We start from the raw sequence: 13,567 nt of genomic DNA, 5'->3' as shown, positions 1-13,567 counted from the left end.
CATATGTTCGTAATATAGTTGTAATAGTTGTAATGTAACCTTTTAAGATTGACAAACGACAATAAATTGAACGGAGGGGTTTCAGGTGGAAGAAACCTTTCAGAAAATATATGATCAGTATCATCAGGATTTATTTCAGTTTTTATTTTATATGGTAAAAGACAAAAACCAGGCAGAAGACTTAGTTCAGGAAGTATACATCCGCGTCCTGCATTCTTATGAAACATTTGAAGGCAGAAGCAGCGAAAAAACCTGGCTTCTTTCGATTGCGCGGCACGTTGCGATCGACTGGTTCAGAAAGCAGCAGACGATCCGCCAGCGGATTTTGGGGACGTTTGACTGGGAGAAGCAAGATGTAAAAGACCGCAAGCCTCTGCCTGAGGACATCGTGATGCAGAATGAAAACCTGAAGGAAATTTTCGAGGCCCTTGACAGGTGTACGCTTGATCAAAGATCCGTTATCGTATTGCGGTTTATCCAAGGGTATTCGATCAGTGAAACGGCAAAAGCCTTAAATTTTTCCGAAAGCAAGGTGAAAACCACTCAGCACCGCGGTCTGAAAGTGCTTCGTAAACAGATGGAGCTTTTGAAGGAGGATCCAAAGAATGAAGAAGTCAGAATGGAACGAAGAACGGCTGAAGGCGTTACTAAGCCAACTTCCAACGGTTAAGGATAATCGTTCGGCAAATCAGATCTATCAAAAGCTGATTTTCGCACCAAAGCGTAAATCACCGAAAAAACGGGTCGGCGCATTTGCTGCTACAGTTTTGGTTCTCTTTCTTCTGATGCTGATCACTCCTCAATTAATCGAACAGATCAGATCTCAAAACAGCGCCGACGCCAACATTTCATCTGACGGAAAATTGGTGCAGACGGAGGCTGATGCTGCCAAGTCTGAACCTGCAAATACGTTTGTCGTCTCCCAGAATCAAAAAGACGACTATATCACCTTCGCTTTCCTTGACAAGTCCAAGTCTGTCGTTGTCCCGATAAGTCTTGAGAAAAGCATAAGCATGACGAATCTTGAAGATGCACTTCACGCATACAGCCGGCTTAAAGTGGACCAATTTACATCATTTGATACATCTTATCTTGATCAGGTGAAGTTCAAAGAACAGAAAAACGGTAAAAAACTGACGATTCAAGTAAATGAAAAAATACCGGAGCTTTCAGTGGAAGATTTCGAACGGCTGAAAAATGTGATCAACGAAACCTTTAAATGGGGTTCATATGATTCTGTTTTGTTTATTTCCGATGATGAATCTGGCGTTGAATTTGAATCATTCGGAATGCTCGCTGATATGGCGATTATGCATCAGACGCAAAAAGGCTACTATTTATATGAAAGCTCTGACGGACGCCGGTTCCTTGCACCTTCAAGCGAATCTTACGAAACGGTGCAGGAAGCAATAAAGATGATGAAAGTTAAAGAAAGCGGCACTCATTTACAACCCATTCTATCCGATGATACAAAGATTGAAGATATTCAAAAGAATGGAAAAGAACTGATCATTCAATTTTCTTCCTCCGCGAATATTGAAAATAAACCTGAAGACGTTTTGATGGTGGAAGGCCTTCTATTGACCGCCAAAGATTTCGGGTTCACAAAAGTGAAATTTAAAAATGCATCCACAACCAAGGTCGGCGCCTATGACTTGTCGAAATCTGTACAGGTTCCTTACGCACCGAATCCGATAACGATAGAAAGCTAAAAGACTCCCCGCGCGGAGTCTTTTTTTGATGTATAAAATGTATTGATTTGGAAGTATACTAAGCTGTCTCCGAATCGGGGGAATTTTACCGCAGATGCTTGTAATAGGAGGATATGGAAACCCTTGAAGATACTCAGACATCAAAACTTCCTGTTCGCGATCGCATGGCTTTCGGGGCTTGCGTTTCTCGTCACTACGCCGGGAGCGGCAGCTTCAGAGTGGATTGAACCGATTAAAGGGGAGATCACAGATCAATTCGGGACGAGAGACGGAAAACATAAGGGGCTTGACATTGCCGCTCCTGAAGGGGAAGCTGTAGCGGCAGCCGCAGACGGAACGGTAAGCAAATCGTATCAATCGGACTCCTACGGCCACGTGATATTTATCAAACATGACAACGGATATGAAACCGTTTATGCCCACTTAAGCAAACGCCTGAAAAAGGAAAAAGAACGGGTGAAAAAAGGCGAGCAAATCGGAATCATCGGCAATACGGGAATATCGACCGGAACCCACCTGCATTTTGAAATGCATCACGGTTCATGGACTGAAGATAAAAGATATGCAATCAATCCGCTGACGGTGCTTCGTGAAGAAGCGTTCCAGCAAAATTCGGTCCACGTTCATCAAAACACCGGGACAATGAGCGGTGCCGTAACTGTTCAAAAAGGGGACACGCTCTGGAAAATCAGCAAGGATAGCGGTATATCTATCGAGGAGATCATGAGAATAAACGGGTTGAAACATTCGAAGCTTAAGGCCGGCCAAACACTCCGCCTTCATGACGATGAACCGAAGACCGGCACATATGTGGTGCAGAAAGGGGATACGCTTCATCATATCGCCGAAAAAATGGGCGTTACTGTCCGGCACCTCAAAGAATGGAACGATTTGAAAGGCGAGCAGATTTATCCCCGCCAGCTGCTTGAGATCAGGGAGAGTTCCTAAAAAAACGGAACCCGAAAGGAATTTCTTTCAGGTTCCGGGGCTTTTTATTAAGGAAGGTCGATGACTTTAACAGACACGATATCCGGGATGTTTTTCAGCTCATTTAAAATATCGTCCTCAAGGTGGCGGTCAAATGAAAGCATCATGATCGCTTCTCCGCCTTTTTCTTTTCGGCCCACCTGCATAGTGGCGATGTTGATGTCATGGTCTCCTAAAATTCGTCCGACATGGCCGATAGCCCCCGGTTTATCCTGGTGGTGAATATACACAAGGTGTCCAGCCGGATAAAAATCGATATCAAAGCCGTTTAAGGCAACGATGCGACCGCCGAAGTGCGGAATGTACGTCGCTCTTAAAGAGAATGTCGTCACATCTCCGGTGACAGTCACAGAAATGCAGTTTTCATAGCCTGACTCATTGGAAGAAATTTTTTCGCTGAAGCTGATGCCGCGCTCTTTCGCGACAGTGCCGGCATTCACTTCGTTGACGGTAGCCGCGACCCTCGGCTTCAGGAATCCGGCCAAAAGGCTTTTCGTAATAAATGACGTTTCAAGCTTGGCGATAGAGCCTTCATATTGAATGGCTACATCTTGAACAGGCTCATTCATACACTGAGACACAAGGTTTCCGATCGTATTGGCAAACTGATGATAAGGCTGGATTTTTTCGAATGAATCCTTTGTCATGGCCGGAAGGTTGATCGCGGACATCACAGGATTTCCTTGCGCATATTGAAGGACTTCTTCGGAAACTTGTGCAGCGACATTCAGCTGAGCTTCTTTCGTTGAAGCGCCCAAGTGAGGAGTCGCGACCACAAGCGGATGATCGATCAGTTTTGAATCGACCGGAGGCTCGACTTCAAACACATCGAGGGCAGCGCCTGCGACATGTCCGCTTTCCAAAGCTTCCAAAAGCGCCGCTTCATCGATGATCCCGCCTCTTGCACAGTTCACGAGACGAACGCCTTTTTTCGTCTTTGCGATGGTTTCTTTGTTCAAAAGTCCCTTCGTTTCTTTTGTGAGCGGGGTATGAACTGTAATAATGTCAGCGCATGCCAGAACTTCTTCAAAGCTGTTCGCGTTAACGCCGAGCTTGCTTGCCCTTTCTTGCGTCAGGAACGGGTCAAATACATGAACGGTCATGCCGAACGCTTTTGCGCGGCTCGCGATTTCGCTTCCAATGCGGCCCATTCCGATGATGCCGAGCGTTTTTCCGTAAAGCTCTGAACCGACGTAAGCCGAACGATTCCACTCCCTGGATTTAACGGAGATGTTTGCCTGCGGAATATGTCTCATTAACGCTGAAAACATTGCAAAAGTATGTTCAGCAGTTGAAATTGTATTTCCGTTTGGCGCGTTTACGACGATGACACCGTGCTTTGTCGCCTCGTCAATATCGATATTGTCGACGCCGACACCTGCTCTGGCAACAATTTTTAGCGAAGTCATCTTTTTAAACAATTCTTCGGTCACCTTCGTGGCGCTCCGCACCAAGAGAGCGTCAAACGTATGAAGCTCGTCTTCCGCTTCCGCAACATTCTTTTCTACAATTTCAATAAAATCTGCTTCCATTAATGGTTTGAGGCCGTCGCTGGACATTTTATCTGAGACCAATACTCGAAACATGTAAGATTTCCTCCTAAATAAGCGTCATAAATATCTGATAATTTACCATATTCCATAAAGGGTGTCAATGAGTTTCGCGCGGAAAGACGAAAATTAAAAATGAAATAACTGTGAATGTGCGGTTTTTAGTGTGTGGAAAAAGTGAGTTTGCCGAAATATCCTGAAGGACGCCCCAAAACAGCTCAATAAGCTTTGAATCTGTACATTTTTTCACAATTCATTTATAATAATATCAGTATCAAAAATAAATAAGATCAATCTTCGGGGCAGGGTGAAATTCCCTACCGGCGGTGATGAGCAAGCGCTCTAAGCCCGCGAGCCTCTTTAGGGGCAGGATTCGGTGCGATTCCGAAGCCGACAGTATAGTCTGGATGGGAGAAGATGGAGGTTCCGTGCGTTTTGAAATGATATTTTCAAACGTTTATTTGACCTGTCTGTAAAACAGCCCCGCTTTTTCAATAAAGCGGGTTTTTTGTTTAGGGCAGGGGGAAAGAACCATTCCTCTTTTCGTGAGATGTGATCGAAAAGGAGAGAGTGACAAAATGAAACACAACAAGGTGAGACGTCTCGTCTCAATCAGCATGCTGAGCAGCATCGCATTTATTTTAATGATGCTGAGTTTTCCGATCTTGGGGGCATTCCCGTATTTGAAAATCGATTTTAGTGATATCCCGGCACTGCTCGCTGTTATTTTGTATGGTCCGGGAGCCGGAATTGCTGTTGAAGCGATCAAAAACGTGCTGAATTACTTTATTGCCGGAAGCGCCTCAGGCGTTCCGATTGATCAGGCGGCTAACTTCATTGCCGGAACATTGTTTATCCTGCCGGCGGCTGTGCTGCTTAAAAAATCAAGTTCTGCCAAAGGGTTTGTCACAGCTCTTTTCGCAGGGACGCTTGTGATGGCCGTTTCGATGAGCATTTTAAATTATCTATTATTTCTGCCTGCCTACACTTGGTTTTTAAATGCTCCAGTGCTATCGGGAGAAGCGCTCAAAACCACAGTTTTGGCCGGAATCCTGCCATTTAATTTCATCAAAGGCATCGCTGTGGCTCTCGTGTCCACGCCGATTTTCCTTTCGTTGAAGCCGCGGCTGAAGGAAAACGTCCGCATGGCCGCCAAATAAATAGACATGAAAAATGCCCGGCACAGTGCCGGGCATTTTCAGCTGCAGAAGGAGCCGGCTTCTTTTTGCTTGTTGGCGAAGCAGTGCTTATCTGATAAAAAAACATCCGGCACTTTGTGCACCGGATGTTTTTTTGCTTTATTCGTGTTTAAGCGGGTCGCCTTCGAACGGCTCATCCGCAACTTTGATCGAATCTGTAGGACAGCCTTCAAATGCGTCCATCATGTCTTCTTCCAAGACGTCAGGGACTTCGACGACACCCTGATTGTCGTCAAGGGTGACAAACGCGATTCCCTCATCGTCGTAATCATAAATATCAGGAGCCGCAGCACCACAAGCTCCGCATGCGATGCACGTATCTTTGTCTACAATTGTATATTTTGGCATGAATAAAAAACCTCCCAGATTGTTCTTCGTTGGAACAAATGGTTTAACCCTCTATCTATCCGATATGAAACCTATTCCCATTCCTTATTGTAATGGTGTTAATCTTACATTTCAACTCAAAAATATTGAGAATGCTTATCACACAAGGGTTCTACTGCTAACATACCCCTTTTATATGAGTTTAAACGTCGATTTCTCCGCAAAATCTGTTAAAATAAAAAGAAGAAAAGATCGAATGTTGCCGGAAGATTGTAGGTGATGATATGCCGGTTCATTTTTTTGACGCCATTGTGCTCGACATTCTGTCATCCATGAAGGGTGAGCGTTCTTCAAGCGCGGTCTATCATTTATTAAAAGGAAAAAGGTCGTCACAGACGATACAGGACGCCGGTTTATTTGCCGTTTCAAAATACTTTGGCTTTTGTTCGGCTCTATCCAGAGAGCAGGTGACAGTCAGCGTTCAACAATTGAAACAGGAGTCTTTGGTCAGAGAAAAAGCGGAAAGCGGCGCTTACATCGTCACCGAAAAAGGAGAAGAGGAACTTGCCGGCTTTTTTGCCCTTTACCCGTGGCCCCGCCATTTTCACGGCGGCTATTATCAGGCGGCAGCCAAAATCATGTGGGCAAGGATGTCGCTTTTGATTCAGGTGCTCTCCAACAAACTTTACCGCGAACGCGTGTATTTACCGATCGTAAAAGATTATCAGATTCAGAACTGGGTTAAACAATATTTAAGAAGCCGGAATGCCGCTGAAACAGCAGCCCAGTTTCACCATGAGCTGAAAGAGAAGCTGTCTGTTTTGAACGATGATGAACAGGCCGCTATTTTTGTCCACTCCCTGACTTCCGGGGCAAAAGCGGGCTATACATTTAGACAGCTTTCCGAAAAAATGGACCTTGATGAGTGGTACATATATGCACTGTTTTGGGATGTTCTGCATCATTTTATTCAATCCGCCCAAAATGGTGAAAGTCCGCTTTTTCAAACGCTTATTCAGGACATTCCTTTGAATGATGGCTTGACACAATCGACGAGAAAAACGCTTTTTCTTATAAAAGAAGGGCATACAATAGACCGGATCGCAGACATTCGAAAGCTGAAAGCGGCGACGATCGAGGATCACATTGTGGAAATTGCCATTCATGATCCGTCTTTTTCCATCGATCAGTACGTGTCGAAAGAGGAGCAGAAAATCATTGCCGATTATGCGAAAGCGAACCAAACCAATAAAATCAGACAAATTAAAGAGGGGCTCGGCGGCCGATACAGCTATTTTAAAATCCGCCTGGCCTTGTCGAAAACGGTGATCAGGAATGGATAAACTTCATCAGGCGCTCCGCCGGTACTTTGGTTATCATACTTTTAAAAACGGCCAGGAAAAGATCATCAAAAGCGTGCTGGAGGGGCGGGACACGGTGGCGATGCTTCCGACAGGAGGCGGGAAATCGCTGTGCTACCAGCTTCCCGGATTGTTGAAAGACGGAACCGTCCTGATCGTCTCACCGCTTTTGTCTTTAATGGAAGACCAGGTGCAGCAATTAAAAATGCGCGGAGAGAAGCGGGCCGCGGCCTTGAACAGCGCTTTGACACACCAGGAAAAAAATGACGTATTAAGTCGGCTTCACAGCCTCAAATATCTGTATATTTCACCAGAAGCCCTCCAATCCGGCCAAGTGCTAAAAAAGCTTCAATTGCTCAATGTCAGCCTTTTTGTCGTTGATGAAGCTCACTGCATTTCACAATGGGGGCATGATTTCAGGCCTGATTATTCGAAGCTTGGAGACATCAAGGCGCTCCTCGGTCATCCCGTCACCCTGGCGCTTACAGCGACGGCAACCGAAGCGACATTGAAGGACATTTCCAATATGCTGGGGCTTAAAGGCGCCAATTATTTGATCCATTCCGTTGATCGCCCGAACATTGCGCTTCATATTGAAAAGTTGCGGGATACCGCTGAGAAGACGGAGCGACTGACTGGGCTGGTTCAAAAGCTACAAGGTCCCGGTCTTGTTTATTGCCCGACAAGAAAATGGGCTGAAGAACTGGCTGACAAGCTTCGTGATGAGACAAAATTGAGAACGGGATTTTATCATGGCGGGATGGAGGCAAGCGACAGGATGCTGATTCAGCAGCAGTTCATTCGCAACCAGCTTGATGTAGTCTGCTGCACGAACGCCTTCGGTATGGGAGTTGACAAGCCTGATGTCAGATATGTGATCCATTTCAGCCTCCCGCAGACGACAGAGGCGTATCTGCAGGAAATCGGACGTGCGGGCAGGGATGGAAAGCAGAGCGTCAGCATTTTGCTGAAAGCTCCGGGAGACGAGGAAATCCAGGAGCAGCTCATTCAAATGGAAGCACTCTCTCAAAGTGATATCGGCTTTTTATACGAAAAGCTTGCCGGAGTGAAAGATGAGCGAAACCGGCGGGAAGTTCTACAGCAGGCCGGTTTATCGGAAACGCAAGCCCGCCATTTTCTACATCTTTATCAGAAGGTGCATCACCTTGGCGACGACGGCCGGGCGGTCATTCAGAGGGAGATGGACAGCCGCAGGGAGCTCAAGTTGAAAAAAGCGGCTGGGTTCGCCGCCGTCACCGAAAGCGAAGGGTGTTTCAGGGAAAGCTTGCTCGCTTATTTTAATGAACAAAAAGAACCGCTGGAAACGGATGACACAGCGTGCTGTACATCCTGCGGTTTAAGTCTTGAAGCATACGAAGCCAAAGGAGACCGTCCGTCTATGAACAAATTGACAGCGTGGGAAGAAGAATTAGATGCCATATTTGCCGCCAGCTGTGATCGTGTATGCTGAAAAAGCAGTCGGAAATCATACGTCGCCTGTCAGACAGGGAAATGCTGAAACAGCTCTATTTTTCCCAGATGCTGATGCTTTTTACCGCATTATTGATGGGCATCTTTTTATTTGATGATGCAGACGATTTTTTGTCGCTTTGGAATCCATCGGACTTGAGCATCTTGAAATACGGGGCGCCGCTCGCGGCTCTCGTGATTATCGCCGACCTGATGGTGATGAAATGGGCTCCGAAGCATATGTATGACGATGAAGGGATAAATGAAAAGCTTTTTCGTGAACGCTCGTACCCGCATATCGTGATTCTTACCCTTTTCATTGCATTTGCAGAGGAAATATTGTTCAGAGGCGTTATTCAGACGCATTTCGGTCTCTGGGCAGCGAGCATTATTTTCGCGATTTTGCATTTTCGTTATTTGAAAAAATGGCTGCTGTTTGTAATGGTTGTGTCCATCAGCTTTTTGCTCGGATTGAGCTTTGAATGGACAGGGAATTTATTCGTTCCTGTGACGGCACACTTTTTGATCGATGTTGTATTTGCGTGCCAGATTCGTTTTCAACACGTAAGGAGGAGTTCGCATGACGGAGATGTCAAGGATAGAGAGGAAGAAGAAGGAGCAGGAGAAGACCCGTGCTGAAATGAGCCGGGAGGCGGCCGTGGCTGTTGAACTGAAGACACCTGATGATGACATTCCTTCCAGGCAGACGTATCACAAAAAAAAGAAGCACACCAAAAAAAAGAATAAAGACAGAAATCCGCTATTCACGTCACTTGCAGTCATGTTTGTTTTCATTCCGATCATCGTCTTCGTGGTGTTTATGTACATGCTGAACCAAGACAAAGGCGGCGATTCCAACTCTGATCAGTATGATAATGTGTTTTATGAAAACAAATCCGGTGAGACGGGAATGACGAATGAAAATCAAAACGGTGAACAAGAAGCGGATCAAAAGGCGGCTTCGCAGCATACAGCCGCCGCCCTTCAAGAAGAAAAGCTGAAAGAGAACAAACAATCGGAAAATAAAGAGGATGAACCGTCAAAAAAAGACGAGCAAAAGGAAAAAGAGCAGCCTAAAGAGGCAAAAAAAGCTGAGGAGAAGCCTGTCGCTGCAAAGAAGCCTACCGCACCGAAGCAGCCTGCGGAACAAGAGAAGAAAACGGCAAGCGCAGCTCAAACGCCGCCCGTTCAGCAAGCGCCGCAGCCCAAAAAGGTGCTGAAGCACACGGTTGGCGAAAAAGAGACGCTTTATCGGATTTCGATGAAATATTATAAGAACCGGTCAGGAGAGGAAAAAATCCGCAATTATAATCAATTATCAGGCAACAATGTCTACACCGGCCAGATTCTGAATATCCCGATTTATTAACAATGGCATCATTTTGCCCGCGAATACATATACATTGTACTATCAAATAGGACAAGGTGTGAGGACTGTGGGAAGCGAGCTTGAAGAGCTGAACCGTTTTACGGACGAACCGACGAAACAAATGCTCCGCGCCTTAATTAAAAGGAAGAAAAAGTACGAAAACTATGCCAGACAGACATTCAGGTGGCAGGCGCTGGCGGCGATATGCGCGGTTTCGTTTTGTTTGTTTGCAGCGTCAAAAGGGCTCGGGCAAAACGGCTTCCTTTCCGGCTTGCTGAATGACTCCGTCTACCTGCTTTGGATTTTGTCGGCCGCTTTTGCATACAGCACCGCTTACTATTTTAAAAAGAAGGAAGAAAAAGCAGAAGGGGAATTTCATAAGCTGAGATGCGAGATTATTCAGAAAAGCACGGATTTATGGCCCCAGCCTGAAGAGTGGAAATCAAGGGAAACGGTTTTTAAGATCATGAAACAGCAGTATGACATTAATCTTTATTTCGAAAGCAAATAAAAAAGACGTTTTCTTATTAAAAGAAACGTCTTTTTGCATAAAGCCGTCTTATGATAAACAAAACAGATTGGAGAATGCACATGATCTATTGGCTCAGTCTGGCTTCGGCCGTTTTCATCGGTTTTGCTGCTTTAGTGTGGAAAATGTCAGGTATCGCGCGAGAAAACCGGGTATTGAAAGCCGAGTTTTCGCTCAGGCGCCTAAATAACGAATTGACCGTCTTTTTTATTTCGGATATTCATAGGCGGACAGTCAGTGAAGACATTATTCGTGAAGTGAAAGAACACGGGGTTCAGCTCGTCTTGATCGGCGGCGACTTAGCGGAGGGCGGCGTTCCTTATTCGAGACTTGAAGAAAATATCAAAAGGCTTTCAAGTTTGGGAAAAACGTATTTTGTATGGGGAAATAACGATTATGAAGTTGATCAGGAAAGGCTGCAGGAAATATTCAAGGCACACGGCGTAACGCCTTTGCGCAATGCTTCGGTTTTGCATGACCATCAAGGACAAGCCGTCAATATTTGCGGAGTGGATGACATCAGGCTCGAATTGGATGATTACCAGGCAGCGCTCAGAGGCGTGCAGCAGGATTTTCCGACCATCCTTGTGTCACATAATCCGGAGATTCATCATCAAATACAGGAGACAGACGGTATTGATCTCATATTGAGCGGTCATACCCACGGAGGACAGATTCGCCTCGGCAGATTCGGGCTCTGTGAAATCGGAGGAACCGGAACCGTTCATCAGGCGCCGTACTTGATCAGCAACGGCTATGGCACATCGAAGCTTCCGCTGCGGCTGGGAGCGAGGCCGGAAACCCATCTGATTAAGCTGGTCCCGGGACCCTGCATGGAAGGAAACTGATGCTTTTTCACTGAAAAGGAACGAAAAGGCGGCATTGTGCTTGTCTTCCGCCCAAACACAGTGTAAACTGGTATCAAAATTAAGAACCTATGACTCATCATCTCCATATAATAAGATATATGATGTGTGCAAGAAGAGGCAGGAGGGAACGTTATGCGGCTTGAGCGTCTAAATTATAATAAGATCAAAATCTTTCTGACACTTGACGATCTGACAGACCGGGGGCTGACGAAAGAAGACCTTTGGAAAGACTCATTTAAAGTTCAGCAGCTGTTTAAAGACATGATGAACGAAGCGAATACAGAGCTCGGGTTCGAAGCGAATGGCCCAATCGCTGTTGAAGTGTATTCTCTTCAAGCACAAGGAATGGTCATCATTGTCACAAAAAATCAAGAAACAGATGAAGACGATAATGAGTATGATGAGGACTATATTGAAATGCAAGTCAAACTTGGCGAAAGTGTTGACATTATATATGAATTTCAAACGTTTGAGCATCTGATTGAACTTTCCAAAAACCTGGACCGCATCGGTATTCAAGGCGGGACAGTCTACCACTATGAAGACAGGTATTTCTTAAGTCTCGACGATTTTGACTCCCATGAGGCTGACGGCGTGATTTCGATTTTAGCCGAATATGGGAATCCGACGACTTTAACGATTTACAGGCTTCAGGAATACGGAAAGAAAATCATGGAAAACAATGCCGTTCAGACCATTCAGACATATTTCAAATAGCCCGCATTCAAAAAAGATATTCTGCTGTGTTAAACAGCAGTTTTTTTCTGCCGAAAATAAGAATATAACAAAAAAGATTTTTCTCGAATATTTTCACGAAAAATGGTTGATTGTTCTTTGCATGATTAGTGCAAGGGTGTATACTATTCTCTGAAAGGACAACATGCCAGAAAGACTTTAGGAGGTTAACTTATAATGGTAGCCGATCAAAACACCGGTCATACTGAAGAAAACACACATGACGTTTTGAAATCAACGCAAACGGTGATACATAAGGCGCTTGAAAAATTGGGGTATCCTGAAGAGGTGTATGAATTACTAAAAGAACCGATCCGTTTTTTAACGGTGAAAATTCCGGTTCGCATGGACGATGGATCTGTTAAGATTTTCACGGGCTACCGAGCCCAGCACAATGATGCAGTAGGGCCGACAAAAGGCGGCATCCGTTTTCATCCGGGAGTTACAGAAAAAGAAGTTAAAGCGCTTTCTATTTGGATGAGTCTGAAATGCGGCATCATCGACCTTCCATATGGAGGCGGAAAGGGCGGGATCATCTGTGATCCGCGGGATATGTCCTTTCCTGAACTGGAACGTTTAAGCAGAGGGTACGTCCGGGCGATCAGCCAAATTGTCGGACCGACAAAAGACGTGCCGGCTCCCGATGTATTTACCAATTCTCAAATCATGGCATGGATGATGGACGAATATTCAAGAATCGACGAATTCAACTCGCCGGGCTTCATTACCGGCAAACCGCTCGTTTTAGGTGGTTCTCACGGCAGAGAATCTGCGACAGCAAAAGGGGTTACAATCTGCATTAAAGAGGCGGCGAAAAAGAAAGACATCGACATTGAGGGAGCTTCTGTCGTCGTGCAGGGGTTCGGAAATGCGGGAAGCTACCTTGCGAAATTCATGTATGACGCGGGTGCAAAAGTTGTCGGCATTTCTGATGCATACGGCGGCCTGTATGATCCTGAAGGGCTTGACATCGATTACCTGCTTGACCGCCGGGACAGCTTTGGAACGGTCACAAAGCTGTTTAATGACACCATTACAAACAAAGAACTGCTGGAGCTGGAATGCGACATTCTGGTGCCGGCTGCAATAGAAAATCAAATTACCGCGGAAAACGCCCATAACATCAAGGCGAAAATCGTTGTCGAAGCAGCCAACGGCCCGACGACGCTCGAAGCGACGAAAATTCTTTCCGACCGCGGCATTCTTCTTGTACCGGACGTGCTGGCAAGCGCCGGCGGTGTAACCGTATCGTATTTTGAGTGGGTGCAAAACAACCAGGGATTCTACTGGACTGAAGAAGAAGTTGAAGAACGTTTGGAAAAAATGATGGTCAAGTCGTTCAACAATATTTACGAAATGGCGCACAACCGCAGAATCGACATGCGGCTTGCAGCCTATATGGTGGGCGTCCGCAAGATGGCGGAAGCATCCCGCTTCAGAGGCTGGATATAGGTTCAAA

14 protein-coding genes and 1 riboswitch are annotated in these 13,567 nt (G+C 45.7%); of the genes, 12 read left to right on the top strand and 2 right to left on the bottom strand.

Annotation, left to right across the window (positions count from 1 at the left end):
* Positions 1 to 85 precede the first annotated feature (85 nt).
* The 3 genes from sigX (at position 86) to M1D67_RS12820 (ending at position 2,660) form a co-directional block, all read left to right on the top strand.
* Positions 86 to 670: an RNA polymerase sigma factor SigX gene (gene sigX / locus M1D67_RS12830; RefSeq protein WP_023857476.1), complete on the top strand. Its 585-nt coding sequence runs from the start codon at positions 86 to 88 to the stop codon at positions 668 to 670.
* Positions 606 to 1,712, top strand: a complete 1,107-nt coding sequence (locus M1D67_RS12825; RefSeq protein WP_023857475.1) for a GerMN domain-containing protein — start codon at positions 606 to 608, stop codon at positions 1,710 to 1,712. The genes sigX and M1D67_RS12825 overlap by 65 nt, the downstream gene beginning before the upstream one ends.
* Before the next feature lie 123 nt (positions 1,713 to 1,835).
* Positions 1,836 to 2,660, top strand: a complete 825-nt coding sequence (locus tag M1D67_RS12820) for a M23 family metallopeptidase (protein ID WP_035338504.1) — start codon at positions 1,836 to 1,838, stop codon at positions 2,658 to 2,660.
* A 47-nt stretch (positions 2,661 to 2,707) separates the two neighbouring features.
* Here the strand turns inward: M1D67_RS12820 and serA are convergent, their stop codons facing one another.
* Positions 2,708 to 4,285: a phosphoglycerate dehydrogenase gene (gene serA, locus M1D67_RS12815; RefSeq protein ID WP_023857473.1), complete on the bottom strand. Its 1,578-nt coding sequence runs from the start codon at positions 4,283 to 4,285 to the stop codon at positions 2,708 to 2,710.
* A 253-nt stretch (positions 4,286 to 4,538) separates the two neighbouring features.
* Positions 4,539 to 4,672: riboswitch (FMN riboswitch) on the top strand.
* A 155-nt stretch (positions 4,673 to 4,827) separates the two neighbouring features.
* On the opposite strand from serA, the gene M1D67_RS12810 reads away from it, so the two are divergent.
* Positions 4,828 to 5,409 (top strand): ECF transporter S component, encoded by a 582-nt coding sequence (locus tag M1D67_RS12810; RefSeq protein ID WP_035338506.1) that lies wholly within the window; start codon positions 4,828 to 4,830, stop codon positions 5,407 to 5,409.
* Positions 5,410 to 5,547: 138 nt separating this feature from the next.
* Here the strand turns inward: M1D67_RS12810 and M1D67_RS12805 are convergent, their stop codons facing one another.
* Positions 5,548 to 5,796 carry a ferredoxin gene (locus tag M1D67_RS12805; protein WP_003183064.1) on the bottom strand — a complete coding sequence of 83 codons (249 nt, stop codon included), beginning with the start codon at positions 5,794 to 5,796 and terminating at the stop codon, positions 5,548 to 5,550.
* Positions 5,797 to 6,059: 263 nt separating this feature from the next.
* Here M1D67_RS12805 and M1D67_RS12800 point away from each other — a divergent pair, with 263 nt between their 5' ends.
* From M1D67_RS12800 to M1D67_RS12765, 8 genes are all read left to right on the top strand, one after another.
* A complete protein-coding gene (locus M1D67_RS12800) occupies positions 6,060 to 7,118 on the top strand; it encodes a YpbB family protein (RefSeq protein ID WP_146874486.1) in 1,059 nt (352 codons plus the stop codon).
* Positions 7,111 to 8,607: a RecQ family ATP-dependent DNA helicase gene (locus M1D67_RS12795; RefSeq protein WP_149169636.1), complete on the top strand. Its 1,497-nt coding sequence runs from the start codon at positions 7,111 to 7,113 to the stop codon at positions 8,605 to 8,607. Before M1D67_RS12800 ends, M1D67_RS12795 begins: the two co-directional genes overlap by 8 nt.
* Positions 8,601 to 9,245: a CPBP family intramembrane glutamic endopeptidase gene (locus M1D67_RS12790; RefSeq protein ID WP_020451986.1), complete on the top strand. Its 645-nt coding sequence runs from the start codon at positions 8,601 to 8,603 to the stop codon at positions 9,243 to 9,245. Before M1D67_RS12795 ends, M1D67_RS12790 begins: the two co-directional genes overlap by 7 nt.
* Before the next feature lies 1 nt (position 9,246).
* Entirely contained in the window at positions 9,247 to 9,975 is a 729-nt protein-coding gene (locus M1D67_RS12785) for a LysM peptidoglycan-binding domain-containing protein (RefSeq protein ID WP_105981047.1), read from the top strand.
* 121 nt (positions 9,976 to 10,096) lie between these two features.
* Positions 10,097 to 10,486: a YpbF family protein gene (locus M1D67_RS12780; RefSeq protein WP_229029999.1), complete on the top strand. Its 390-nt coding sequence runs from the start codon at positions 10,097 to 10,099 to the stop codon at positions 10,484 to 10,486.
* Between the two features lie 80 nt (positions 10,487 to 10,566).
* Positions 10,567 to 11,352: a metallophosphoesterase gene (locus M1D67_RS12775; protein WP_026579371.1), complete on the top strand. Its 786-nt coding sequence runs from the start codon at positions 10,567 to 10,569 to the stop codon at positions 11,350 to 11,352.
* A gap of 153 nt (positions 11,353 to 11,505) precedes the next feature.
* Positions 11,506 to 12,090, top strand: a complete 585-nt coding sequence (locus M1D67_RS12770) for a genetic competence negative regulator (RefSeq protein WP_020451981.1) — start codon at positions 11,506 to 11,508, stop codon at positions 12,088 to 12,090.
* A 195-nt stretch (positions 12,091 to 12,285) separates the two neighbouring features.
* Positions 12,286 to 13,560, top strand: coding sequence for a Glu/Leu/Phe/Val family dehydrogenase (locus tag M1D67_RS12765; RefSeq protein ID WP_020451980.1), 1,275 nt, complete (start codon positions 12,286 to 12,288; stop codon positions 13,558 to 13,560).
* Positions 13,561 to 13,567 lie beyond the last annotated feature (7 nt).

The sequence above is a fragment of the Bacillus sp. PK6-025 genome, assembly GCF_056530265.1.
Note: the sequence above shows the minus strand (reverse complement) of the source record. Positions and strands in the feature narration are given on the sequence as shown.